General features: G+C 50.4%; 24 protein-coding genes and 1 tRNA gene. 6 read left to right on the top strand and 19 right to left on the bottom strand.

Translation table 11 applies throughout. From position 1 onward, the window contains the following. Positions 1-31 precede the first annotated feature (31 nt). The 11 genes from infB to bioB form a co-directional block, all read right to left on the bottom strand. Positions 32-2,812, bottom strand: coding sequence for a translation initiation factor IF-2 (infB, locus tag SPL68_RS05140; protein ID WP_323814002.1), 2,781 nt, complete (start codon positions 2,810-2,812; stop codon positions 32-34). Between the two features lie 60 nt (positions 2,813-2,872). After that, on the bottom strand, positions 2,873-4,354 hold the full coding sequence (gene nusA / locus SPL68_RS05135) for a transcription termination factor NusA (protein WP_323814001.1): 1,482 nt from the start codon (positions 4,352-4,354) through the stop codon (positions 2,873-2,875). 114 nt (positions 4,355-4,468) lie between these two features. Continuing rightward, positions 4,469-4,966 carry a ribosome maturation factor RimP gene (gene rimP / locus SPL68_RS05130; protein WP_323814000.1) on the bottom strand — a complete coding sequence of 166 codons (498 nt, stop codon included), beginning with the start codon at positions 4,964-4,966 and terminating at the stop codon, positions 4,469-4,471. Between the two features lie 286 nt (positions 4,967-5,252). Then, positions 5,253-5,329, bottom strand: a tRNA-Met gene (locus SPL68_RS05125). A gap of 222 nt (positions 5,330-5,551) precedes the next feature. After that, complete coding sequence (locus SPL68_RS05120; protein WP_323813999.1) at positions 5,552-6,451, bottom strand: putative metalloprotease CJM1_0395 family protein; 900 nt, start codon at positions 6,449-6,451, stop codon at positions 5,552-5,554. A 31-nt stretch (positions 6,452-6,482) separates the two neighbouring features. Continuing rightward, positions 6,483-6,725, bottom strand: coding sequence for a hypothetical protein (locus SPL68_RS05115; RefSeq protein ID WP_323813998.1), 243 nt, complete (start codon positions 6,723-6,725; stop codon positions 6,483-6,485). 196 nt (positions 6,726-6,921) lie between these two features. Then, a complete protein-coding gene (locus tag SPL68_RS05110) occupies positions 6,922-7,596 on the bottom strand; it encodes a DUF2459 domain-containing protein (RefSeq protein WP_323813997.1) in 675 nt (224 codons plus the stop codon). A 2-nt stretch (positions 7,597-7,598) separates the two neighbouring features. Continuing rightward, positions 7,599-8,291 (bottom strand): dethiobiotin synthase, encoded by a 693-nt coding sequence (gene bioD, locus SPL68_RS05105; RefSeq protein ID WP_323813996.1) that lies wholly within the window; start codon positions 8,289-8,291, stop codon positions 7,599-7,601. Beyond that, the gene (gene bioC, locus SPL68_RS05100; protein ID WP_323813995.1) at positions 8,284-9,834 is read right to left on the bottom strand and encodes a malonyl-ACP O-methyltransferase BioC; all 1,551 of its coding nucleotides are present in this window, start codon (positions 9,832-9,834) and stop codon (positions 8,284-8,286) included. Before bioC ends, bioD begins: the two co-directional genes overlap by 8 nt. After that, the gene (bioF, locus tag SPL68_RS05095) at positions 9,827-11,008 is read right to left on the bottom strand and encodes an 8-amino-7-oxononanoate synthase (protein ID WP_323813994.1); all 1,182 of its coding nucleotides are present in this window, start codon (positions 11,006-11,008) and stop codon (positions 9,827-9,829) included. The genes bioC and bioF overlap by 8 nt, the downstream gene beginning before the upstream one ends. Before the next feature lie 69 nt (positions 11,009-11,077). Then, positions 11,078-12,136 (bottom strand): biotin synthase BioB, encoded by a 1,059-nt coding sequence (bioB, locus tag SPL68_RS05090; protein ID WP_323813993.1) that lies wholly within the window; start codon positions 12,134-12,136, stop codon positions 11,078-11,080. A gap of 176 nt (positions 12,137-12,312) precedes the next feature. Between bioB and SPL68_RS05085 the strand changes: the two genes are divergently transcribed. The 6 genes from SPL68_RS05085 (at position 12,313) to gcvH (ending at position 17,929) form a co-directional block, all read left to right on the top strand. Continuing rightward, positions 12,313-13,032, top strand: coding sequence for a ComF family protein (locus SPL68_RS05085; protein WP_323813992.1), 720 nt, complete (start codon positions 12,313-12,315; stop codon positions 13,030-13,032). Between the two features lie 142 nt (positions 13,033-13,174). Further along, positions 13,175-14,623 (top strand): S1 family peptidase, encoded by a 1,449-nt coding sequence (locus SPL68_RS05080; protein ID WP_323813991.1) that lies wholly within the window; start codon positions 13,175-13,177, stop codon positions 14,621-14,623. Beyond that, complete coding sequence (locus tag SPL68_RS05075) at positions 14,620-15,672, top strand: FHA domain-containing protein (protein ID WP_323813990.1); 1,053 nt, start codon at positions 14,620-14,622, stop codon at positions 15,670-15,672. The genes SPL68_RS05080 and SPL68_RS05075 overlap by 4 nt, the downstream gene beginning before the upstream one ends. Positions 15,673-15,700: 28 nt before the next feature. Then, positions 15,701-16,261 carry a YbhB/YbcL family Raf kinase inhibitor-like protein gene (locus SPL68_RS05070; protein ID WP_323813989.1) on the top strand — a complete coding sequence of 187 codons (561 nt, stop codon included), beginning with the start codon at positions 15,701-15,703 and terminating at the stop codon, positions 16,259-16,261. Positions 16,262-16,401: 140 nt separating this feature from the next. Then, positions 16,402-17,490 carry a glycine cleavage system aminomethyltransferase GcvT gene (gcvT, locus tag SPL68_RS05065; RefSeq protein WP_323813988.1) on the top strand — a complete coding sequence of 363 codons (1,089 nt, stop codon included), beginning with the start codon at positions 16,402-16,404 and terminating at the stop codon, positions 17,488-17,490. 46 nt (positions 17,491-17,536) lie between these two features. Then, positions 17,537-17,929, top strand: a complete 393-nt coding sequence (gcvH, locus tag SPL68_RS05060) for a glycine cleavage system protein GcvH (protein WP_323813987.1) — start codon at positions 17,537-17,539, stop codon at positions 17,927-17,929. A 90-nt stretch (positions 17,930-18,019) separates the two neighbouring features. Here gcvH and SPL68_RS05055 read toward each other — a convergent pair whose 3' ends face one another. From SPL68_RS05055 to SPL68_RS05020, 8 genes are all read right to left on the bottom strand, one after another. Continuing rightward, on the bottom strand, positions 18,020-19,750 hold the full coding sequence (locus SPL68_RS05055) for an AAA family ATPase (protein ID WP_323813986.1): 1,731 nt from the start codon (positions 19,748-19,750) through the stop codon (positions 18,020-18,022). A gap of 27 nt (positions 19,751-19,777) precedes the next feature. Continuing rightward, positions 19,778-20,860: a 3-dehydroquinate synthase gene (gene aroB, locus SPL68_RS05050; protein ID WP_323813985.1), complete on the bottom strand. Its 1,083-nt coding sequence runs from the start codon at positions 20,858-20,860 to the stop codon at positions 19,778-19,780. A gap of 109 nt (positions 20,861-20,969) precedes the next feature. After that, complete coding sequence (gene aroK, locus SPL68_RS05045) at positions 20,970-21,485, bottom strand: shikimate kinase AroK (RefSeq protein WP_323813984.1); 516 nt, start codon at positions 21,483-21,485, stop codon at positions 20,970-20,972. Continuing rightward, complete coding sequence (locus SPL68_RS05040; protein WP_323813983.1) at positions 21,485-23,626, bottom strand: type IV pilus secretin PilQ; 2,142 nt, start codon at positions 23,624-23,626, stop codon at positions 21,485-21,487. The genes aroK and SPL68_RS05040 overlap by 1 nt, the downstream gene beginning before the upstream one ends. Positions 23,627-23,662: 36 nt before the next feature. Further along, complete coding sequence (locus tag SPL68_RS05035) at positions 23,663-24,187, bottom strand: pilus assembly protein PilP (RefSeq protein WP_323813982.1); 525 nt, start codon at positions 24,185-24,187, stop codon at positions 23,663-23,665. Next, positions 24,184-24,801, bottom strand: a complete 618-nt coding sequence (locus SPL68_RS05030; RefSeq protein WP_323813981.1) for a type IV pilus inner membrane component PilO — start codon at positions 24,799-24,801, stop codon at positions 24,184-24,186. The genes SPL68_RS05035 and SPL68_RS05030 overlap by 4 nt, the downstream gene beginning before the upstream one ends. Further along, complete coding sequence (locus SPL68_RS05025; protein ID WP_323813980.1) at positions 24,801-25,388, bottom strand: PilN domain-containing protein; 588 nt, start codon at positions 25,386-25,388, stop codon at positions 24,801-24,803. The genes SPL68_RS05030 and SPL68_RS05025 overlap by 1 nt, the downstream gene beginning before the upstream one ends. After that, positions 25,388-26,455: a pilus assembly protein PilM gene (locus SPL68_RS05020; protein WP_323813979.1), complete on the bottom strand. Its 1,068-nt coding sequence runs from the start codon at positions 26,453-26,455 to the stop codon at positions 25,388-25,390. Before SPL68_RS05020 ends, SPL68_RS05025 begins: the two co-directional genes overlap by 1 nt. Positions 26,456-26,530: the final 75 nt, after the last annotated feature.

Genomic DNA, 26,530 nt, shown 5'->3' with positions numbered 1-26,530 from the left:
GCAGGGGTGGGGCGCAGGTACTGCGCCAAGCTTAGAGCTGACGCGCTACCTCTTTCACTTCGTAAACTTCGATCTGATCGCCGACTTTCACGTCGTAATTCTTCACACCGATACCGCACTCGAAACCATTGCGAACTTCAGCAACGTCGTCTTTAAAGCGACGCAGGGATTCCAGCTCGCCAGTAAAGATCACCACGTTGTCGCGCAGAACGCGGATTGGCTTGTTGCGGTACACGGTACCCTCAACGACCATACATCCAGCAACTTGACCAAACTTGGGAGAGTTGAACACTTCGCGCACGTTGGCAATACCCACGATGGTTTCGACGCGCTCAGGATCCAGCATCCCACTCAACGCCGCTTTCACTTCATCCAACAATTGGTAAATGATGCTGTAGTAGCGAATATCCACGCCTTCAGACTCAGCCAGACGGCGAGTAGCGCCATCAGCACGAACGTTGAAACCAACGATAATCGCGCCAGAGGTCACTGCAAGGTTTACATCGTTCTCGGTGATACCACCGATACCGGAAGAGATGATGTTCACTTGAACCTCTTCGTTACCAATATCGGCCAGAGATGCCATGATCGCTTCAAGCGAACCACGCACATCGGCTTTCACTACCACGGTCAGAGTCTTCTTCTGGCCAGCTTCCATATTGGAGAACATGTTTTCCAACTTGGATGCCTGGAAGCGCGCCAATTTCTCTTTGCGCTCTTTCTCGGCACGGAAAGCAGCAACTTCACGCGCTTTACGTTCATCGTCCAGCACCACGAAATCATCACCGGCGCTTGGAGGAGTATCCAAGCCCAGAATTTCTACCGGCGTCGATGGACCAGCTTCTTTCACTTGCTCGCCGCGCTCGTTAGACATGGCACGCACGCGGCCATAACTTTGGCCAGCGAGGATCAAATCGCCCTGCTTCAAAGTACCCTGCTGAATCAGCATGGTCGCTACAGTACCGCGGCCTTTATCCATACGCGATTCAATTACTACACCCTTAGCTGCCGCATTGGTGACTGCAGTCAGCTCCAATACTTCGGCTTGCAGGGAGATAGCTTCTAACAGCTCATCGATACCTTGGCCGGTATGGGCAGACACTTGAATGAACTGCACATCGCCGCCGTAAGCTTCAGGGATAACACCCTTGGCAACCAATTCGTTGGTCACGCGATCCGGATCAGCAGAGTGTTTATCACACTTGTTAATCGCTACCACGATAGGCACTTCAGCCGCACGGGCGTGCATGATCGCCTCTTCGGTTTGCGGCATAACGCCGTCGTCGGCCGCAACCACCAGAATCACTACGTCAGTCGCCTTGGCACCGCGAGCACGCATAGCGGTAAACGCGGCGTGGCCCGGAGTATCAAGGAAGGTGATTTCACCGCGCGAAGTAGTTACGCGATAAGCACCAATATGCTGGGTAATACCACCGGCTTCGCCAGCAGCAACTTTAGCTTCGCGGATATAGTCGAGCAGCGAGGTTTTACCGTGGTCAACGTGACCCATTACGGTAACCACAGGTGCACGAGTGGTGTGCTCACCTTCGGTTTCCAGCGATTTTTCCAGCGCGTGTTCGATATCGTTTTCGCTAACCAGATTGGCTTTGTGGCCCAATTCTTCCACGATCAACACAGCAGTGTCTTGATCGATAGATTCGTTCATTGACGCCATTACGCCCATCTTCATCAAGCGTTTGATCAACTCACCCACTTTGATGGTAAGACGCTGAGCCAAGTCAGAGACAGCAATCATCTCTGGTACATCAACTTCGTGCACGATTGCAGTGGTTGGCTTTTTGAACGCGTGTTTGTTGTGCTTTTTGTGGCTCGCACGCAGATGGCTGCGACGCGCTAATACATCGCTGTCTTCGCCATCTTCAGCAACAAAATCCATCAACTCCAATTTGGGGTTCTTTTTCGATGGAGCGCCTTTCTTAACCGCTTTACCTGCACCGCGCTTGTTGCGATCCATATCTTCGGTATCGTCTTCATCGCGCTTATGGCTCTTCTTGTGGCCATGGCTGTGCTTGGTATCTTCTCTGTCAGCTGGTGGCGCAACAGCAGCAACTGTTGGCTTGCCTTTAGCTGGGCCGCGCGCATCTGGGCGAGCTGCTTTTGCAGGAGCTTGACCAGCGGGGGCTTGGCCTGCAGGTTTTTCACCTTGTCTTTCTGTGCGCGCTGCATTGCGTTTGGCTTCTTCCGCCGCACGTTTGGCTTCTTCGCGCTCTTTCAATTCAGCTTGACGCGCCGCCTCTTCTGCCTGACGACGCTCGATGGCGGCACGGCGTTTTTCTTCAATACCATCGGTAAAGGAGATGCGATGCGAAGGAGCTTCAGCAGGTGTTTCCGCCGCAACTTCTTCAACAGCAGCAGGTTCAACAATTTCCGGTGTAACTTCTACAACTGGTTCGGGCGCAGGCGCAACCTCAGCGACTACCGGCTCAGGTGTCACTTCAACAGGTTGCACAACTTCTGGCTCTTGCTCAACAGCAGTAGATTCAGCCACTTCATCCTCGCGTTTGATGTAAGTACGCTTTTTACGTACTTCAACATTCACGGTTTTCTTTGCATTACCTGTACCGGTTTTAATGGTCGTGGTGGTCTTGCGCTGCAAAGTAATCTTTTTCGGTTCAAGCGCAGCTTCACCATGACTACTTTTCAGAAAGTTCAACAGGCGCTGTTTCTCATCGTCAGAAACTTTTGCCTCTGCATTCTTGTGCTGTAAACCAGCTTCTTGCATTTGCTTCAGCAAACGCTCGACTGGTGCACCTATCGATTTGGCGAGTTCATTTACGGTTACTTCTGCCATTGTTTTTCCTCAGGGATTGTTCGTTGCCTACAGGGTTTTGCTCACTAGAGTGGCTCACACTCAGGCAAACCAGGGCTCGCGCGCTTTCATAATCAGTGCGGCGGCACGAGTCGCATCAACACCTTCAATTTCCAACAATTCATCAATCGATTGTTCTGCCAAATCTTCCATAGTGACAATACCACGGCGCGCAAGATTTGCAGCCAGAGCGTCATCCATACCTTCCATCGACAATAAATCTTCTGCTGGCGCCACACCTTCGATGCGCTCTTCAGTTGCCAATGCTTGCGTCAAGAGCGCGTCTTTTGCACGTGCGCGCAACTCTTCTGCAACGTCTTCATCGAAGCCATCGATTGCCAACATTTCTTCGAGCGGTACGTAAGCGACTTCTTCAAGTGTGGTGAAGCCTTCTTCAACCAATACACCGGCGATGTCTTCATCAACATCCAGCGCGCTCATGAACATATTGATGTAGCTGCCAGATTCCGCTTCTTGTTTTGATTGCCACTCGGCAATGCTCATCACGTTAATGTTCCAACCAGTCAATTCACACGCAAGACGCACGTTCTGACCACCGCGACCAATTGCCATCGCAAGATTTTCTTCATTAACCGCGAGATCCATTGAACCAGCATCTTCATCAACTACGATGGATTCAATTTCAGCAGGCGACATTGCATTGATAACAAACTGCGCCGGGTTATCATCCCACAACACAATATCAACACGCTCACCGCCCAATTCATTGGATACCGCTTGCACACGCGAACCGCGCATACCAACGCAAGCCCCCACTGGATCGATACGGCCGTCATTGGTTTTCACCGCAATTTTTGCACGCAGACCTGGGTCGCGCGCAGCGCCGCGAATCTCAATTACTTCTTCAGCGATTTCCGGCACTTCAATTTTGAACAGCTCCACCAACATTTGTGGATTTGAACGGCTCAACAACAATTGCGGACCGCGCGCCTCAGTGCGCACTTCCAACAACAGCGCGCGAATGCGGTCGCCCATGCGGAAAATTTCACGGCCGATTAATTGATCCCGTGGCAATACGCCTTCAGCGTTATTACCTAAGTCAACAATGATGCTATCGCGGGTTACTTTTTTCACGGTACCGCTGATCAAATCGCCCATGCGATCGCGATATTCATCAACCATTTGCGCGCGCTCAGCTTCACGCACTTTTTGCACAATTACTTGCTTGGCGGTTTGCGCAGCGATACGGCCGAAATCAGCATTTTCAATTTTTTCGCGGTAGATATCGCCCACTTTGAGCGAAGCGTCTTTATCGCAGGCTTCATCCAAATAGAGTTGAGTACCCAGCTCTGCCATTACATCATCAGCAACCAATTCCCAGCTGCGATAAGTTTCGTAATCGCCAGTGGTGCGATTAATATTCACCTCGATGGATGAATCTTCGTCGAAACGTTTTTTAGTAGCAGTAGCGAGTGCAGTTTCAATCGCTTGAAAAATTAATTCTTTATCGACGCCTTTCTCGTTGGAAACCGCATCAGCGACCAGCAAAATTTCTTTGTTCATTGATTTGCCTCTGTTAACTCCTCAAGCCAGTGTAATGCACACCGGAAATTGACATTTTCCATCCTGGTTACCGCAAAATTTGCAGAAACCCGCTCATTTAATCGCGCAAACTAACTATTCTTTATCGTTAGTTAAGTTGTGCGCGCGCATCAAATCATCGTAACGCGGCTCTACATTCGCCTTATCAATTACATCGATTGGCAACTGCACTTCCTTATTATCGACTTGCAAAAACACATCACCGTTTTCGACTTTAGTGATCTCACCTTTAAAGCGTCGGCGACCATCGCGCGCGATACGCAAACGCACACTGATAACTTCACCAACATAGCGCGCATACTGCTCTTCTTTATAGAGAGGGCGATCCATACCGGGCGAGGACACCTCAAGCGTGTATTCACCATCGATTGGATCTTCTACATCAAACACGGCACTTACCTGACGACTGACACGCTCGCAATCATCCAGCGATACGCCATTAGGGCCATCGATAAAAATGCGCACAGTGGTGTAGCGCCCCTGTGTCAAATACTCCAAGCCCCACAGCTCACACCCTAAGGATGCAGCCACAGGCAGGACCATTTGCTCTAATAACTCTTGCTTGGAAGCCATGCTTTATTCCGCACTTAAACAGGCTCTGCAAAATACAGAAGCCCAAAAAACAAAAATGGGCACTAGGCCCATTCGAACGATTACTGCATTCACCGCACAGGCCTGCACGATGGGGGGCAAAGCCCGCAAAAAACAAATACAAAAAAGCCCCAAAAAGGGGCTTCTCGACCAAATTTGCTTTAACAACAAGCAAATTTATAAGCTCTTAATATCTGGCGAGAACCGGGAACTCCCTTTTCTTCACCCGCACCTTGTTATGCAAAGCAACAACAAGAAGCAAAAATTTTGGTTGCGGGGGCAGGATTTGAACCTACGACCTTCGGGTTATGAGCCCGACGAGCTACCAAGCTGCTCCACCCCGCGACTGAAACTCACATTTGCTAACTGCTCAAGTGAGGCCGCGAATTATAGGGAGACACTCCCACTTGGTCAAGAAAAATTAATGAATTAGAGACAAGAAAAGCAGAATAAGGCCAACAACCGAGCAATAAGGTTAATTACCCAACAAAACCTTTTAATTTGCTCAAAATTAGCAACAACTAATGACAGTTTAATGAAATGGCTACCATTGAAACACTTCGAACATCAGACTGTTTGATTTAAAAAACTCCCCACTTCCGAATTCGAGCTCACCACACCAATCTCAATCAGGCGACGATTGATATCTATATTGCGTCGCGTATTCTCGTTAAAAAACTCGGCGCGCGCCTGACGCTGATCCAACAATCGCTGCTCTGCCTCAAACCGCTCCTGATCTTCCTGTAAAAGTGCCTCTTCTTCGGCCAAACGCTGCTTTTCGCTTTCAGCATTCGCTTGCTCGGCACTCTTTACTCCTGAAGACCGACCTTGCTCGGCACCCTCTTCTGACTCTATGGCCTGCTGTTCGCGCAACTCAGCGCGCGCCTGCTGCTCCATCTGAGCTGCCTGCGCAGCCACATTGACATCCTGCCCTGATGGCTCAGCTGGTGCATTTGCAGCACGACGCAGTTGCTGCGCTTTGCGCAAGGTTGCCTCGGGGTCACCTGCGATGGGGGATGTATCGATTTTTACTTCACCGCTTACAGCGTAACTCACTCCATCAGGACCGCGCACAAAGGAATAAGTCGGACTGCTACCATACTGACCAGCGACAGCGGCATGTGCCTGCTCATGCGCGCGCACTTCGCGGTCACGCGCTGCCAGCTCATCGATTTGCTCAAGCTCTGCCTGCTGACGCTCTTGCTCTGCACGACGATTCGCAGCCCCCGCTTGTTCAGTTACGTCGCCAGACTGTGCCGCACGATCCAAACGATCGCGCTCGACATCATCATTAGGGCGCTCATCAGGGAGGCGACGATTCTGCCCTCGCCCCGATTCAGCCAACTGCTCAGCGGGTCGAAAACTGGAGGATTTGAGATCGGTAGATTCCTGACCAACAGGCGCACGCCCCATAGGCGCAAAAGGCGCTACGGTATTGGCGAAGCTGGGCGGAATATTGTTGATCACTCAAATCACCTCACAAATCCATAATTAGTAATTAGGCCTTAACATCCAATAAAGTGCCAATAGCCTCATCCGCCGCTTTCACCACCTTGGCGGAACTATCGAACAATTGGGTTTGCACCTTGAGATTAACCAGCGGCTCAGCCAGATCATTGGCCTGCGGATTATCGCGCTGGGTAGTACCCGCCTGCGCAATTTGCTGCGCCGATTGCAGCATGGATGACTGGCTTTTTTGCATGCCAATCAACCCTTGAGTAACAACAGAACCCACGTCCATCAGCTTACCCTCTCGAATAAACAATCAAATTTCAGACCAAAGGAGATATAGCGAAAAACACTCTCCCATTAATAAGTAATAGTTTACGCCGGAAGATGCCCAAAAAACAGGCGATATTGCCGCACAAAGAGGGGCTTTTAAGATGAGTTTGATGTAAAAATCGACTTACTATAACCGCCGATAAGCCAAGGAAAGATTATTGAAGTTTTTTATCTGCGGCGGTAAAGAGACCCAGCTCTTGCTGGTAATTGGATATGTATTTCGCCTGCTCAAAGACGCTCTGCGCGGTCAACTGCAAACTGCTCTTTACCGGCAAGCCAGCCTCCTGCAACGCACGCCCACTCCAGGTATTACAGTTACTAAAGAGGCTGTAATGACCGCTAGCCTGATAAAAATTACCGGTATCGACCACATAAGCCTGTAGCGGAATCACCTGCCCGGACGCATCCAGCTCAAAGGATTTGTCCAGATAGCGAATTAATTTGCGCATCCCTTTATCGCTAATAGCAATAGGAACCCGAGTTTCAACCGGGATAGATGCAAACGGCGGCTGCGCATAGCCGATCACCTGCAAAGCTGAGTGACTGGATGCAATTAGCGCTTTGGTCGCTGAGCCAAAAGTTTTGCTTTTGCCGGTGAAGTAATTGCCATCACCCCAGCCGATACGAACATAGCGCTGACCAGCTGCATCTTCTTTTAAATAGTGGCTATGTGCAGCGAGGGTTTGAGCATCGATTAACAGGCTGGTGTGCCATTCACGATAAATAAAATAAATTGTGTGCTCGCTCGCGACAGGAATTTTTTGTTTGGCTGGTACTGAACTGCAACCAGCCAAGACGCACAAAATAAAAATTCCCAAGAGCAAGCGCATGATTAATTAAATAACCCCGCAAGGGCATCAGCATCCAATGCACTCGCGACCGCTTCAGGCGCAGCATTTTCCATGCGAGGCACAACCCCCAGACAGGGCGCTGGAATACGCGCAGCCAGACTTTGAATATTTTCTTGCAGCACCGGCATATCCGCATCAATACAATTTGCCACCCAGCCGGCCAATTGCAAGCCGTCGTTACGAATTGCTTCAACGGTCAGCAATGCGTGACTGATGCAACCCAAACGCATACCCACCACTAAAATCACCGGCAGGCGCAACAACTTGGCGACATCCGCCATTGTCTCTTGCGGGTTTAGCGGCACACGCCAACCGCCCGCACCTTCAACCAAAGTGAAGTCGGCTTGATTCAAACTGCCGCGACAAAAACCGACGATGCGATCCGCCGACAACACCCGCTTTTCCTGCTGCGCGGCAATGTGTGGTGCAATCGCCGCTTCCAATGCAATCGGATTAATTTGTTCATACGCCATTGACTGGGTGATAACCGACTGCAATATAAGCGCATCAGAATTACGCAAACCTGCGTCGGTTTTTTCACAACCTGCTGCGATGGGTTTTAAGGCCGACGTCGATAAACCATGATTTTTTGCCGCGACCAACAAGCCAGCAGCAACCAAGGTTTTGCCGACATCGGTATCCGTGCCTGCAATAAAAAATGTTTTTTTAGCCATAAGATTTTTGTGCTGCCTCTTTATGTGCAGTTATGTAGATAACATCGTAAGTCGCAGGCAACCCTTGCAGGGCGCGGAATGATTCATAGGCATTTTTAAATGCGAGTACACGCGCTCGCCCTGTTAGCCCGTCGGGTTTGCCTGCATTTACATTATGCGCGCCAAGGGATTTTAGTTCGCGCGTCAATTCATTCAACTGTTCGTAATAGAGCGTGCGGTTTTCCTGCTGTATTTGACGCTGCGAAAACGACGCTTGATCAAGCGCATCCGTCAATTGCTGCACAGATTGAAACTGATTGACGTGAACATAATCATCAACTTGCTGCCAAGCTGCTTTTAATTCATGCAGTGTTTTCGGCCCCAAGGTGGCAATATAAATTTTTCCATCCGGTTTTAACACGCGCGCCAATTCCTTCATTAACTGTGCAAGATTACTGCACCACTGGATCGCCAAACTGGAAAAAATAATATCGATACTGTTGTCCGCTAACGGCAAAGATTCCGCATCGGCGCACAACCAACTTGCACTCGCTTGCTGACTCGCAGCGTAATTCAACATGCCCTCGGCAATATCCAAACCGATAACCTGCGAGCTTTGGTAGCAAGCGCTTAATTGTCGAGTGAAATAACCTGTACCTGAACCCAAATCCAGCACTACCGAGTTTTCTGGTAATTCAGTAGGCAAGCCTTCAGATAATTGTGCGCCTATGTCGCGCTGCAACTGCGCGACTGAATCGTAAGTAGCGGCTGCGCGACTAAAGGATTGAGCGACTTTTTGTTTATCCAAGTCCGAACTCGCCGTCATTTTTGTCAAAGCTCGGCTATTCAAAAAACGATTAACCGCATCGACAACCAATTGCGGTTGACTCCAATGCAATGCGTGCGCCGTGTTTTCCAACACCAGAGTTTCTTGTTGTGGATTAATTTCTGTTAGTGCATTTACCGCAGCAATCGGCACCAGCGCATCTTTTTCGGCAAATAAATGCAAACCCGGCTGATGTAATTGGGCGAAAGCTTCACGATTATCCAACATCGATAATAATTGCAGCGCTTGCAACCAGTTATCGGTTATTTCACCGGTTTCATTGCGGCGCAATTGTTTTAACAAACTGCGCTCGTTTGCATCGCCTTGTGCTAACAAGCCGCCAAACAGTTTTAATGTTGCTTGCGGGTCTTGTGCAAAACCTTGGTTAAATTGGCGATTGATGGCACGCAACATAGCAGTTGGATAATCAGGCGATGCTACAAATTTAAGATTCGCCGCCAGCGTGATAACCGCCTCGACACGCTCAGGAAAACGCGCAGCCAATTGCACCGCAAGCATACCGCCGAGCGACCAGCCCATCACCACTGCGTTTTGTGGCAACTGCGCAGCAATCTGTTCAAGCACAGCATCGAGTGAAAACTCGGATAGCGGTGCGCTTGCGCCAAAACCCGGCAGATCGATTAAGGTCACCGAAGCAATTTTTTGCAACATTTCCAACAGCGGCTGCCAAGTGCGACTGTCGCAGCCCCAGCCGTGAATCAACACCAGATTAACCATGCGCAACCTCGTGCATGATCTCTGCAAGCGCAGCCAATAATTGATCAACCTGTTCAATAGAATGCTGCGCAGAAAAAGTAATACGCAAACGCGAGCTACCAACCGGTACAGTTGGTGGACGAATCGCAATAATTAAAATGCCGCGCTCCGCCAGCTTCTGCGAGATCAATAAGGCTTTGGCTTCATCGCCAATCACAATCGGCTGGATGGGCGAAAAAGAATCCATCAACTCTAAATTCAAAGCCTGCGCACCTGCGCGAAAATGTGCGATTAGTTGCGCGAGATGTTCGCGTCGCCACTGCTCGGTTTGGATTAAACGCAAACTCGCGCGCGTTGCAGCGGCAACAGCGGGTGGCATGGCAGTGGTGTAGATATAAGGGCGCGCAAATTGGATCAGGGTTTCGATCAGCGCTTCACTGCCGGCGATAAACGCACCGGCACTGCCAGCAGCTTTGCCAAGCGTCCCCATAAGAATCGGCAACTGCTCTTGCGACAAACCAAAATATTCCGCACAGCCAGCGCCGGTTTTTCCGAGGCAACCAAAACCGTGGGCGTCATCCACCATCAACCATGCATCGTTTTTTTGTGCGAGTGCGGCAAGCTCAGGCAAGGGCGCGCAATCACCATCCATACTGAATACACCATCGACCACAATTAATTTGCGCGCTGCGTCGGTTTTATCCAAACGGTTTTGCAAATTGCTTAGGTCATTGTGCAAAAAACGCTGAAAGCGCGCGCCGCTTAATAAACCGGCATCGAGCAAACTGGCGTGATTTAATCGATCTTCAAATACCGCATCGCCCTGTCCAACAAGCGCAGTAATAGCGCCCATATTGGCCATATAACCAGTGGAAAATAACAGTGCGCGCTCACGGCCGGTAAATGCCGCCAACTCTTCTTCCAGCGCGTGATGCTCGCTGGAATGCCCCGCAACCAAATGCGAAGCACCACTGCCCACGCCGTATTTTTGCGCCGCATTTTGCAATGCGAGAATTACATCGGGATGATTGGCCAAACCCAAATAATCGTTACTGCAAAAGGCGAGATAATTTTTTCCGTCCACAACAACTTCAGGCGTTTGTGGCGACTGCAACAATTTGCGCGTGCGATACAAATGCGCGGCGCGACGTTCAGCGAGAGCAGGAGCGAGAGTTTGATCGAGATGAGATGACATGGAGAAGACACACATGAGGCGACTTCACGCGGAAGCCGCCGTATGGAAAAGCAAAATTATTTCGCGGCCTTATTTCGCAGCGTTGTAAAACATCGAATCCATTGCCGCTTCTTGCAGCTGATGCACGATCGACGCTTCCTGCTCGCTTTCATCTTCATGCACTTCGTAGGCTTCGGGTTTGATGCCGAGCTTGTTGAACAACTGCATATCTTTGTTGGCTTCAGGGTTGGGCGTAGTCAGCAGTTTTTCGCCGTAGAAAATCGAGTTGGCGCCAGCGAGAAATGCCATCGCTTGGGTTTGCTCATTCATCTGCTCGCGACCGGCAGACAGGCGCACGTGCGATTGCGGCATCAAAATACGGGCAACGGCGATAGTGCGCAGGAAGTCGAATGGATCGAGATCCGCTTCGTTTTCCAGCGGCGTGCCGCCGACTTTTACCAGCATATTAATAGGCACAGATTCCGGATGTTCAGGCATATTCGCCAACTGTTGCAACAATCCTGCGCGATCATTTTCCTCTTCTCCCATGCCGACAATACCGCCGCAACAGACTTTCATGCCTGCTTTACGCACGTTAGCGAGAGTTTCCAAGCGATCTTGATAAGTGCGAGTGGTGATGATTTCGCCGTAGTATTCAGGCGAGGTATCAAGATTGTGGTTGTAGTAATCCAGACCTGCATCGGCCAGTTCTTGCGCTTGGGCTTCATCGAGCATACCAAGGGTCATGCAGGTTTCCAGACCCAGCGCCTTAACGCCCTGCACCATAGTAGTTACATAGGGCATATCTTTGTTTTTGGGCGAACGCCAGGCAGCGCCCATGCAGAAACGGGTTGCGCCTGATGCTTTGGCTGCGCGCGCTTCTTCGATCACCTTTTCCACTGCCATCAGCTTTTCGCGCTCAAGGCCAGTGTCGTAACGGGCAGATTGCGGACAGTAGGCGCAGTCTTCCGGGCAGGCACCGGTTTTGATCGAGCAGAGAGTGCTGACTTGCACTTCGTTGGGATTGAAATGGGCGCGATGTACAGTTTGCGCCTGAAACATCAAATCGCTAAAAGGCTGGGCAAACAGGGCAAGGATTTCGGCGCGGGTCCAATCATGACGGATGTTCGGGGCAAGGCTGGCATTCATAACGAAAGTCCATAGATTTTGTAGGTAGATGACCGCATCTTAACCGAGCCAAAAAAGCTGTCAACCTGAAAACCACTTTTAGGTTTACAAGTCGATTTTGACAAACACGTCTTTTGACAAGAGCAGGCGCGCTATCGACAATGCCTCAACCAAGGATGCTCTCAATAAGGATTGTTATGCTTTCCCTCTTATCGCCAGCCAGATTGTTAAACCAACTCTTACCCGCCCCTTGCCTGCTCTGCGGCCAGAGCAGCTCCGACTTCAAGCTGCTATGCCCCAACTGCGATGCCGCCCTTCCGCGCCTGTCCAAAGAAGCTTATCTGTGCCGCAGCTGCGCCTTACCACTCACTAGCGATGCGCCCCTGTGCGGCAAGTGCCTGCACAAACCGCCAGCCTTTAGCCAAGCGAGCATCGCCTTTGCCTATGTGCATCCGCTCGACCATCTGATTCATCAGTTTAAATATCGCCACCAACTCAGCAGCGGCAAGCTGCTCGCGCGCTTATTGCTGGAGACTTGTGAACAGAGTCCTCGGCCGGATCTGCTGGTACCTGTGCCAATGCACTGGCGCAAGCGCTGGCAGCGCGGCTTTAACCAGAGTGAACTTATGGCGCGCGAGCTTGGCAAAAAACTGGGTATTCCGGTGTTATCAGCCTGCCAGCAAAGCCATCATCATCATTCGCAAAAAGGATTAAGCCGAAGTGAGCGACTTAAAAACCAGCGCAAATCTTTTGTACTGAATCCGGTGCTATCTGCGCAGCTGGTCGATAGGCATATCGCCTTGGTTGATGATGTAGTCACCACCACCGCCACAGTGCGCGCACTGAGTGAACTATTGATCAAAGCCGGCGCCAAACAGGTGGATATTTGGGCGCTGGCGCGCACGCCGGATCACTAGCCGATCCACCAACACGGGGCGCTGCAACATTCGCGTAGTAATAACAAATCTTTCTACCGCCGGCGCTTGATTGCCGCTACTATCCATTTGCTACTCATTAACTTGATATCGCCCACTTCTATTAATAGCCGCAAGGATTTTCATGAGATTTCCCTATCGACTGCTGACTCGCGCACTGGCATTGGCCATCAGCATTAGCCTGCCGGCGCTGGCAGACACCACCCCACCACTACCTTCATCCGCCGCCCAACAGCTTTACGCCTCCGCCCAGCAGGATTTGCTGCAACTGCGCGTGCTGCTCAAAAACGGCAACAGCCAGTCATCGGTTGGCTCGGGGTTTTTGATTGGCAATTCCAACTTGGTGGTGACCAACTTCCATGTGGTGTCACAAATTGCGCTGGAGCCGGAGACGTATTTCGGCGAGTACAAAGACACCAGCGGCAAAAGCGGCTCGATTGAATTGCTCGCAGTGGATGTGCTGCACGATTTGGCGATAGTGCGCATCGAGCGCAACGGCAGCGGTTTTTTCAAGATCCCGCACACAAAAGCCCCTCATACGCCCGCGAGCGATGAGCAACCGGCGCTAGTGAAACTGCACCAAGGGCAACATTTATATTCGCTCGGCAATCCGCTCGATTTGGGTTTTACCATTTCCGAGGGCACTTATAACGGAATCAGCGCACGCGGTTTTTCTGATCAACTGATGTTTACCGGCCCGGTCAACGCGGGCATGAGCGGCGGCCCCAATGTGACAGCCGATGGTCAAGTTGCAGGGGTGAATGTCGCCCATAGACGCGACGGTGAATTGGTGAGTTTTTTAGTGCCGGTGCGCTACGTACAGGCGCTGCTTGCACGCGTTACCAGCGATATGAAAGCGCCGAGCGATTTCAAACCTATCATTGGCGAGCAACTGCTCGAACATCAAACCGTGATGGTAGATACCTTGTTGGATAAGCCGTTCAGTATTAAAAGCCTCGGACCTTACCGCGTGCCGGTGCGCGAATCCGATCAGGTACGCTGCTGGGGCAATACCGACAGTTCAGCGAAAAAGCCCTACACCATCGCCAGTATTAACTGCTCGATGGAGTCGGCCATTTTTGTGTCAGGCGAATTGCAAACCGGCCACCTGAGCATGCATCACAAATACGCGCACAACAAAAAACTTAATGCGATGCAATTTGCGCAGCTCGCCACCAATATGTTTAGCGGTCAGGTTTACAGCACCGCCAAGAGTGACACCATCACGCCCGCGTCTTGCACCGAAGACTTTATCAAGCACAACAATATTTCGCTGCGCGCGATGGTCTGCGCTGAGGCCTACCATCAATTTAAAGAGCTGTACGACTTTACGTTGATTGCCGCCAGCACCGACGACAGCCAAAAAAGCCTGCAAAGCATGATCAATATTCAAGGAGTGTCTTACCAAAACGGGATGAAATTGGTTGAGCAATTTCTACAGGGAATCGACCGCGCTAGCAGCACAGATAACAGCGAGCCGATCATCGACGACAGCATTGATACGATTGAAGACGCACCACAAGACTCTTCCATCCAGCAAGACTCCTCCATCTCACAGGAGGACGTGCAATGAGCCAGATTATTTTTGTTGAACAGCTGACACCCGATGGCGAAGTATTGCATCGCACTCGCCTGACGCATTTGCCGATTCGCATAGGCCGCGCTTACGACAACGACATTATTCTCGATGACCCGCACACAGCGGCGCACCACGCGCAGATCGAGCTGAATCAGTTGGATGAACTGATCATTGCGGATTTGGGCAGTCAAAACGGCATCACCCTCGCCAATTCCCGCGAGGAGTTTTTTGTGGTCAATGGCGATAAAAGTTATCGCCTCGGCCACACTCATGTGCGCATCCGCACCGCCGATTATCAGGTCGCAGCGGAAATTAGCGATTCCACCAACCATCGCTGGGAGGGCTTTTTACCTGCCATCACCGGTTTGGTATTGCTGCTGGTCACCGGGCTGCTGAGCATTTGGCTGGCGGATTTGAATCAAGGCACCTTGAGCAAATACTTGCTGGAGCTGGTGAGCATCTTTGGATTCGCGCTCGGCTGGAGCGGCGTCTGGGCGCTGTTTAGCAAAATTCTGAGCGGACACGCGCGCTTCGGCCGCCACTTGTTTATCGTCAGTGCCGGTTTGGCCTTTCTGGAGTTCTGGGAACACATCAGCAACTTGGTCGCCTACGCCTTTAGCTGGGAGTTTTTAACCAGGTTCAATGTGCACCCGATCATCATCATTTGCGCGGTAGTGCTCTACTTCCACATGCTTACCGCAGGCAACAAACGCCCAGGCCGCTTGAAGATTTACCTCGCTGCGCTGGCGATTTTAGGCTCGGTCATCACCATGACCAAAGCCTATCAATCCAGCAATCACTTGTCGGATGAGCTGTATATGAGCCTGATTTATCCACCAGCGCTGCGCCTCAGCGGCGATCACTCGCTGGAGGAATTTATGGCGGATATGAACAGCCTGAAAGCCAAGGTAGATGAAAATCGCAAAGAATCAGGTGATAAAGAGGCAAGCGATAAAGAAACCGGCGGGAAAAACAAAACCGAAAAAGATAAGGTTAAAAAAGACCCTTCGGATAACGACAATTCCAGCAACACACAGAATTAACAAACACAACTGACAAAAGGAGCAGACAATGTTGAACAAAACCAGCATCAAACTCGCACTGGGATTATGTGGTGCCTTTGCCTTAAATAGCATGGCAGCAGAGTTTCAACTCTCCAGCCCAACCATCAAACCCGAGTCCACCTTAGGTGCCGATCAGGTATTTAATGGCTTTGGCTGTACCGGCAACAATATTTCACCGGAACTGGTGTGGAAAAATGCCCCCGAAGGTACTAAAAGTTTCGCGCTGACGGTGTATGACCCGGATGCACCAACCGGCTCCGGCTGGTGGCATTGGGTGGTGTATAACCTGCCCGCCACTACCGATAAATTAGCCGCTGGCGTAGGCACGGCCGATGGCAAAAAGCTGCCCGTCGGTAGCCTGCAAGGGCGCACTGACTTTGGCGCACCTGGCTTTGGCGGTGCATGCCCGCCAGTGGGCGATAAACCCCACCGTTATATTTTTACCTTGCACGCGCTCAAGACCGACAAAATTGAAGTCCCTGCCGATGCGACCGCCGCGCTGATCGGCTATATGATCAATGCCAATCGCATCGACCAAACCAGCTTTACCGCCTATTACAGCCGTTAATTTCAGCAGTTGATAAGTCCCCGACACCAGCGTTTACTACGCTGGCGTCGATTCGTTGGACAGTATCACCCCGCGCGCCTAGAATGGCGCCCTTTTTTACAAGCCATCATTTCAACCCACCTTTCTGCACAGGTATTCCAATGGGCAACAAAACCGCTCTCTATGCCACTCACCAAGCCATGGGCGGCAAACTCGTCGATTTCGGCGGCTGGGACATGCCACTGCATTACGGCTCGCAAATCGAAGAACACCACAAGGTTCGTCAAGCGGCGGGCATGTTCGACGTATCCCACATGACTGTGGTCGATGTCACCGGCACCGACGCCAAAGCCTATCTGCAATACCTGCTCGCTAACGATGTCGCCAAGCTCAACTCCACCTTCGGCAAGGCACTCTACAGCGGTATGCTGAACCACGATGGCGGCGTTATCGATGACTTGATCGTGTACAACCTCGGCGATTGGTATCGCGTAGTCGTCAACTGCGGTACCCGCGAAAAAGACTTGGCATGGATGGCACAAGTCGCAGAAAAATTCTCCGTCACCATCACCGAGCGCGCTGAATTGGCGATGATCGCCGTGCAGGGGCCGGATGCCATTCGCATTGCCAGCTCACTGGTAAGCCAGGAGCAGGCAGCGGTGATCGACAGCCTGCAAGTATTCCAAGGTCTGCCCGCAGGCGATTGGTTTATCGGTCGTACCGGCTACACCGGCGAAGACGGCTTGGAAATCATGCTGCCCAATGAAGCAGCCGCCAGTTTCTGGCAAGCGCTGGCAGATGCTGGTGTCGCCCCTTGCGGTTTGGGCGCGCGCGACACTTTGCGATTGGAAGCCGGTATGAATCTCTACGGCCACGAAATGGACGACAGCGTATCGCCGCTGGCCGCCAATATGGGCTGGACCATTGCATGGCAACCAGCCGAGCGTAACTTTATTGGCCGCAGCATAGTCGAAGCACAAAAAGCCGCTGGCACTACTCACAAGCTGGTCGGCCTTGTGCTGCGCGAGCGCGGAGTACTGCGTGCAGAACAGGTAGTTTGCATCGATGGTAGCGACGAAAAAGGCGTTATCACCAGCGGGACATTTTCGCCCAGCTTGGGCTATTCTATTGCTTTAGCACGTGTGCCACGCAGCATCGGCAAGCAGTGCCAGGTTGAAATGCGCGGTAAGCAAGTCACAGTAGATGTAGTCGCACCCAATTTTGTCCGCAACGGCAAAGCAGTTATCTGAACCAGATCATTAAAAATTCTTACGGAAACATCACAGGAACATCACCATGAGCGATATTCGCAAAGAACTGAAATATTTGAGCAGCCACGAGTGGGCACGTGTTGAGGAAGACGGCACTGTTACTATCGGCATTACCGACCACGCACAGGATGCACTGGGCGATGTTGTTTATGTAGAAGTACCCGAGCTTGGCAGCCGCGTTGCCGTTGGCGAAGAAGCTGGCGTTGTGGAATCAGTAAAAGCAGCTTCAGACATTTACTCGCTGGTATCCGGCGAAGTTGTTGCCGTTAACGAAGCGCTGCAAGACGCACCTGAAACCGTAAATAGCTCACCTTACGATGACGGCTGGTTCTTCCGCGTTAAGCCCGATGACTTGGCTGAACTTGACGAAGCACTGGATGCCGCTGAATACCGCGAAATGCTGGAAGATGATGAGTAATCCGCTGGCTTAGCAGCAAATAATTCATTAATAAAAAACGCGGCGATTGCCGCGTTTTTTATTGGGTCGGTTATCGTTACTCGCTACAAACTAACGCGCCGTTTTAATCTCATTCTGGATCGTTTTTACATCGCGCGGCCAAGGGCCTGCATCGCGTTGCGCTGCCGGTAAATTAGCAATCGCCTGACGTGCTTGCGCTGAACTCGCGTAATGACCAGCAATTACCACAAACCAATCCCGCCCTTGACGCTTACTCTTGAATACCAGCAACTCACTTTTATTCACCTGCGCCGCAACATACTCGCGCGCGGCCTTTTCATTACTGACACCAAGCAACTGGATGGTGTATTCACTCGGCTTCCACGACAGAATTTTGCGCTCCTGCTCACTCGCGCCAATCGCAGCGGTTGAGACAGTTTTGGCAGCTGGCTTAACCGGCTCAGGCGCAGCAACACGCACTTCTGGTTGAGCAATCGGTTGAGTCACTGGTGGCGCAACTCGCTCAACTGGCTTGGCCTGCTCAACCGGCATAGGTTCAGGTACAGACCGAGCTGCTTGTGGTGGCGCGCTGGGTAGCTGCGCTAAAGGAACCACTTCTTCCTGCTCAAACTCTGCCGATGCTGTATTTTGCTGGACCGTCTGTGTCTGTGTGATCTGTGGCTGAGTGACCTGAGATTGAGTCATCGGCTGCTGATTTGGTTGCAGAGGTTGCGTTTGCCCCTGAGGCAAAGATTGCATCAGAGGCTGCACCGGAGTATCGGTAGAACTCAGGGCTGCATTATTGCTTGCATCTGTCGAGGCTGTAGGCACTGGCACAGCAGGGGTTATCGCAACTGAGTCCGCAGACTGAGGTTCATCATCGCCCGAGTACAAAAACAACACTCCCACCACCGCAATCAACATAGCGATAGCGACTATATGCACCACAGGCAAAGGACGTTTGGCAGAAGGTGATGCCAGCGTTACCGACTCCAACAACCGCTCCTGTGCTAACTCATGCAATTCCGAGAGATGCCCTTGTGTCTGGCGCCACCAAGGGTCAACCATAGCTTCAGTAAAAATCTCTGGGCCAAGATAATCAGCCATCTCCATACGGAAATTTAAATAGTCGACGGTTTCCAGCAGTCCAAATGGCTGCAAGTGAAAATCATTGATCAGCAATTTTTCTGGACTTAATCGCTCCAATCGCTGCATCAACTGAGGTTCGCCAAAGAGTGCCAAATGAAGCCGATTTTGCTGCGGGAAATTATTCAGTAATGAAGTGATTACCGAGATGGTTTGATCATCCAGCAATTGGGCATTGTCCAGCACCACAACTGCCAAACCTTCCTCATCAGTTACCGCTTCTTCTGCAATAAAAGCCTCAAGGTGCGTCAGCAAATCTTCTGCAGAGATAGCGCCATTGGCATCAATGCCAAACGCCTGAACAATCGCGACCAGCGTTTGCTCCAGACTTTGTCCGGGGCGAATACTTAAAAAACAGATTTGATCCTGCTCGGACAATGAATCCATAAAGGCGTGAGCAATGCGTGTTTTCCCCACGCCATAATCACCCATCACTGCCAGAAGGCTGTTACTGAATTGGCACAGGTGTAATAACTGATCTAACAGCTGCCGACGCCCGGCACCAGTAAACAAAGGAAAGGAATAATCATGAGAGAAAGGATCTTCCGACAGACCATAGCGCTGGCGATAATCCGCCAGCAATTGGTCTTCAGATGCTGCGTTTTGGGACTCATCAAACAAATAACCTTGCTGTGAATCGCCGTGATCAAGCAGGCGACTGTCTGGCTGAGCACGCAGTGGTGACTCTCTCGTCATGATCTCTATCTCTTGTAACCTGTTGTATTAATCCGCTTTGCACGCATCAAAGGTGCTTTGTAACATGCCTGCATCTATATCACTGGTGATGATGGCTTTGCCCATGGACTCCAGCAGCACCAAGCGCAAACGGCCATCCAATACTTTTTTATCGACCCCCATTAACTCCATAAATTGCGCGGGCGTCATATCGGCCGGTGCTTTAACCGGTAGGTTCGCGCGTTGCAGCAAGTTAATTACACGCGCCAGTTCGTCACTGCTAATCGCGCCACGACGCCAGGACAATTCAGCAGCCATCACCATACCTGCCGCAACAGCTTCGCCGTGCAACCAATTGCCGTACCCTTGCGCAGTTTCAATCGCATGGCCAAAGGTATGTCCCAAATTCAAGATGGCGCGCAAACCACCTTCGCGTTCGTCTTGTGCCACTACATCGGCCTTATTTTCGCAGGAGCGTTTTACCGCGTACGCGAGTGCGGCCATATCACCGGCGAGCAACTTGTCCATGTTGTCTTCCAACCAGACAAAAAACTCGTAATCCGAAATCAACCCGTATTTCACCACTTCGGCAATACCGGCTGACAATTCGCGCGGTGGCAGTGTGCTCAACAAGGAAGTATCGGCAAGCACACAACGCGGCTGATAAAACGCGCCAATCATATTTTTACCGAGCGGATGGTTAACACCAGTTTTGCCGCCGACAGATGAATCCACCATCGACAACAAGGTGGTTGGAATTTGAATGAAATCAACACCGCGCTGATAACAGGCAGCGGCAAAGCCGGTCATATCACCCACAACACCACCGCCCAAAGCGATCAAGGTTGTAGTGCGATTGTGGCGCGCACTGAGCAACTTATCGAAAATACTGCCCCAAATATCCAAGGTTTTATGCGCCTCACCATCGGGCAAAATCACTGTATCGACTTGATAATCAGCAAGCGCTGCAGACAAAGCTTCCAGATACAAAGGTGCGACAGTTTCGTTGGTAACGACACACACCTGACGCCCACGAATGTGTTGACTAATTAATTCAGACTGAGAAAGCAATTGCTCGCCGATATAGATTGGATAGCTGCGATCATCCAGATTAACGGTTAAAACCTGCATAAAAAGCGCCTTTAACGAAGACATAGAAATTCAGCCGCACTTTATCACAAGCAGGGTCTGTTATCAGCGATAGGGATTCTTGCGAATAACCTGAAAAATCTAGAAAGGGTTAGACATCCTGTACAAGCGATGCAATCTCCTGTGCAACAGATTTGGGCGAGCGACGATCAGTATTAACCACAAAATCCGAAGCATCCTGATAGAGCGAATCGCGCATGGCGAGCAGGTCAATAATTTTCTGGCGCGGATTTTCAACTTGCAGCAGCGGGCGCTTTTTATCGCGCGCAGTGCGCTCAGCCAACTGATCAATGGACGCAGTGAGGTAACACACAAAACCTGACGCTTTCATAATTTCGCGATTTTGCGGTCGCAGCACTATTCCACCGCCGGTGGCGATAACCGCATCGCGCTCATTGGCCAATTCTTGCAAGACCGCAGTTTCACGATCGCGAAACCCCTCTTCGCCTTCCATATCAAAAATCCATGGAATATCGGCGCCTGTGCGCTCTTCAATCACACGGTCGCTATCGCGAAAATTGAGATTTAATTCTGCAGCCAACAATCGGCCGATGGTAGATTTGCCGGCCCCCATGGGGCCGACAAGAAAGACATTGGGCTTGCGCATTAGTTTGAAAGGGTATCCGACATCAATTTTGGTGTAACAAATATCAACAGCTCGGTTTTGAATTGACTGTCGATTGTTTTCTTAAACAAGCGACCAAGGTAAGGAATATCCCCCAAAACTGGTACCTTGGTTTCACCTTTGGTTCCCTCAAGCGAGAACACACCACCCAGTACGACTGTTTGACCGTTGTTCACCAATACTTTGGTTTCCAAGCGGGTGATATCAACCGTTGGTACACCAGTTTCAGTGACTTGGCCTATAGAGTCTTTCCACACAACCAGATCCATGATGATGCGGTTGTCAGGGGTGATTTGTGGCGTTACTTCCAGCTTCAATACCGCCTCTCGGAAACCAGTGGTAGTACCACCACTTGGTGCACTCTCCTGATAACCAATCTCTTTACCGGATTTGATCACCGCCAATTGCTTGTCACTGGTAATCACTTTTGGTTGAGACACGATTTCCGCATAACCCGAAGTTTCCAGTGCACTCAATTCCAAATCCAAATAGCTATTGTCAGTTAACACGCCGATTGCTGCCGTTGCCGCATTGGTATTGTTGACCGCAAAGTCTACTGCATTATTTTCAGTAATATTGAGCGACCTGTTGTCATCAGGGCCTTGGTTGAACCAGCGATAAGGACTCGTGCCATCTTCATCATCAAGCCCCTCTTGAGAACCAGCAAAATCAATAATCCGGTTGTTATTGGCGCTGTAGCCAACACCACCCCAGCGTACGCCAAGCTCACGTTCAAAGTCAGTGTTAGCAATAACGATACGCGCCTCAATCATCACTTGACGAATTGGAATATCGATTTGATCCACCAAGCGCTTGAATGCTTCGATGCGCTCCGCAGTATCAGTGATGATAATCGAGTTGGTACGCTCATCAACTACACCTTGACCGCGTTCAGACAATACACTACCGGTTGCACGGTTTCCGCCTTGCCCACCACCGCCACTGCCGCCGTTGTTCTCACCGCGGAACAACTCAAACATTTCTTTGGCGTTGGCGTAACGAACGCGGATGTATTCAGTTCTTAGCGGAGCCAATTCTTCTAGCTGTTTCTTGGTGGTGATCTCCTGACGCTCGCGCTCAGCAATCTCGGCCGCTGGGGCAACCATTAACACATTGCCTACTTGGCGCTTATCCAAGCCTTTGTTCTTCAGAACCATTTCAAGCGCTTGATCCCAAGGCACATTTTGTAAGCGCAAGGTGATGCGACCTTGTACAGTATCACTGGCAACCAAGTTCAGATCCGTAAAGTCAGCGATAATCTGCAATACCGCACGCACTTCAATGTCCTGGAAATCCAACGACAGCTTTTCACCGGTGTATTCAAAATCTTTCTTCTTCTCTAGCTTCTCTTGCTCTGTAAGAGGCTTGATGCTGACAACGTATTCGTTTTCGGTCTGATACGCCAAGTAGTCAAAATCACCGCCAGCACTAATATTCAATACCGAGCTTTCACCCTCTTGCGCTGCGCTAACCAAAGAAACAGGGGTCGCAAAATCAACCACATCCAAGCGACGACGCAACTCTGGCGGCAGCCAAGCATTTTTAAAGGACAACTTAACACCAGCGCCAGTACCAACCATATCCGCACTAACTTTTGGATTAGAGAGAGTCACAATCACGCGCCCTTCACCTGCAGTGCCACGACGGAAATCGATATTAGTAATTTTGGTTTGCCCGCCCATCACATCATCTTTATAGGGTGACTTTGTTGCTACTGAAACAGCAGGGCGAGCTGTTTGACCGCTATCACCACCTTGAGCAGCACCAACCTCAACAATGAAGCTATTACCGTCAGTGCGGGTTGAGTAAGCAGCTAAATCATTCAGATTCAAAATAAGACGAGTGCGGCCCTCGCTAGTCAGTACCATTGCACTCTGACCATTATCAACTGCAAGCGGAAAGCGGCGTTCTTTTAACCCACTCACCACATCAGGGAAGTCGAGCACGATACGTGCGGGCTTTTCGATGGTATAACCTTTTGGTTCCGGCGGCAGCGTATCAAACGACATACGCACCTCAAATCGCTCACCAGGCAACTGGAAAAAATTGATTTCATTGAGCGTGCTTGCCCAAAGCATGGGGGACGCCACCAAACCAACAAGTGCCACAACAAATTTACGCATATTCAACCCCGGAGTGAATAGAGCACACATGTCCGCTTATTCCTTCTCTTCTAATTTAATAATTCTGGGACGTTCAACCCAACCATTGGAACCATCACCCACAATTTCCATCACTTCAATTTGTGTTGAACTAGTGGATATTATTTTGCCGTGGTTCATTCCCAAGTAATTCCCAACAGTTGCTGGTACTACGCTATTGGCACCATCATCGATAAGCGCCCACAACTTGCCCCCCTTACTGATGGTGCCCACCATCCGCAGAGAAGTAATGTTGAAGCCTTCGAGAAATTCTTTTTCTCTGTTCAAATCAGGCGCTACTGCACGCCCGCCTTTGGCGGCCGATTCATCAATAGGAATCGGCTTTTCAAATGGACTGCGCAGTGTCATCGCACTATAGGTGAATGGTTGATAGGGGCTAAACGTAGGCAAAGGTTCAATTTGCCCCTTAGGTCTGCGCTTTGTCTCTTCCATAAAATTGATTAAGTCCTGTTGTGAGGACTGACCACAACCGACTAACGCCAACACACACAACAATTCTATTGCTATCAGCGACCGTTTCATTTCGCCGCCTCCGGTGATTTATAGCGATAGGTTTTCGCTAAAATTTTCATGCTTAAAATTTTGTTTTCTTTGGAGGTAGTAATAGAGAAGTCATGCAATGTCACAATACGCGGCATGCCTGCAACACCACTAACAAAACCACCCATATCGTGATAACCGCCATCAGCAGAAATGGTAATAGGGACCTCAATGTAATACTCAGCAACTACATCTGGCTGGAAATTGATATTGATATTGGTCAGGCCACTCTCACTGCCGCGAGTACCAATGTCTTCCAACAAACCGGGAACTTCTGTTTTAGCGGGCAGGCGTGACAACAGAGAATCAAACGTAACCTTCATCTCCTCCATCTGCGCTTTGTAAGCATCCAGGTTAGCCGCTTCAAAACTGCGCTTCTCAAATGTAGACCTAAGCGTTGCCTCTTGCGCAGTGACTGACTCAAGCTCCATATTTAAATCACTAATTTTCAGGTAATAAGTTCCTGCAAAAATCAGCACTATTAATAACAAGCAAACAAACACTTTCGCTGGCCAAGGCCAAACACCAATTTTTTCAAAGTCGATGTTATTAACATCGAACTCCTTCATCTGCTCAAGGGTATCTTGAAACGACATTATTGCGCCCCTCCAACAGGTTTCGCCGGATCAGCCGTTAGCTCAGCTGGGGCAGATGTTTCCACAGTCATCTTGAATCTGCTGGCATCCTCACCCTCTTCCGGTGCAGCATCGACCGAAATTAGGTTATGTGACGCATACCAATCGGAGGATTCAAGATTGCGTAGGAAACTGGCGATACGATTATAAGACTCGGCAACACCTTCGATGGTGACGATCTTGCCAACGCGCTGAGCAGAAGAAAGCCAAACGCCATCAGGGATAGCTCTGGCTAACTCATCGAAATAGCGCACAATAACAGGACGAGTACCTTCAAGATCGGTGATAACCTTAATACGCGCCAGTAAGTCGTCGCGCACTTTCTTGATTTCGCTAATTTCTTTTACCTGTGCATCAAGCTTGGCAATTTCCTGATTCAATAATTGATTACGTGCATTTTGATTTTCGATCGCATTTTGGACGCTTGAAACCCATACGTAAGCGCCAAACACGGCAGCCAAACCAACACCGGCTATAACACCTAAAAATTCACGTTTCTTCTCTTGGCGATAAGCTTCGCGCCAAGGCAATAAGTTAATTTTGGCCATTAGTCAAAACTCCTCATCGCCAAACCAGTCACAATCATCAATGCAGGAGCATCATTGGCAAGCGAAACCGCATTGACGCGCGATGACACTGACATGCGCGCAAAGGGGTTAGCCACCACAGTTTGAGTACCTAATTTTTCTTCAATCAAGCCTACCAACCCCTCCAGTGAGGCAACACCACCCGCAAGGATGATGTAATCCACGTCGTTATACTGGCTGGCAGAAAAGAAAAATTGAAGGGAGCGAGTGACCTGCTGAACTACAGCATCTTTAAAAGGAATAAGTACTTCCATTTCATAATCATCAGGCAAGCCGCCTTGTTTCTTGGCAAGCCCTGCCTCTTCGCGCGACAAACCATAACGGCGTTGAATTTCTTCCGTTAATTGACGGCCGCCGAACAGTTGTTCGCGGGTATAGACGGTTTTTCCATCTACCAGCACACTCAACGTCGTCATGGTGGCGCCGATATCGATAATCGCCACTACCTGCCCTTCCTGATCCTCCAGTTGCTCGGCGATCAGCTCGAAGGCACGCTCCATACAATAGGCTTCGATATCTACTTTTTCGGCGATCAAGTCGGCATCAGCCAAGACTTGCTGGCGAACCTCTACGTTTTCGCGGCGACATGCAGCAAGTAACACTTCTACCTGATCGGGATTGCGTGGAGAAAGACCTTGCACCTCAAAATCCAGCGCAACCTCCTCCAAGGGGAAGGGGATATATTGATCGGCCTCAGCCGCGATCTGGCTTTCCATGGCATCGTCATTCAAATCCATCGGCATATCGATCATTTTGGTGATCACGGCCGACCCAGCTACTGCCACGGCAGCATGCTTAAGCTTGGTCTTGGACTGTTTAACCATGGACCTGACCACCTCGGCAACAGCGACGGGGTCAGCTATGTTTTTCTCTACCACCGCATTGGGCGGCAGAGCCTTTACGGTATAGGACTCAACGCGATAGCGATCGCCACTGCGACTGAGTTCAAGCAATTTGACCGAAGTGGAACTAATGTCCAGCCCGACCACTGGCTTGGCCTTCTTATCGAGGAAACTTAAAATGCCCATTTTTCTATCTATATCCGTAACTTAGACGTTGTTTATGTTATAGCACTTTAACTTAAGCCTGCAACAAACCGATGA

Source organism: Cellvibrio chitinivorans, assembly GCF_035117775.1.
GTDB lineage: Bacteria > Pseudomonadota > Gammaproteobacteria > Pseudomonadales > Cellvibrionaceae > Cellvibrio > Cellvibrio chitinivorans.
The sequence above is the reverse complement of the archived record's forward strand: the minus strand, read 5'-3'. Positions and strand labels throughout refer to the sequence as shown.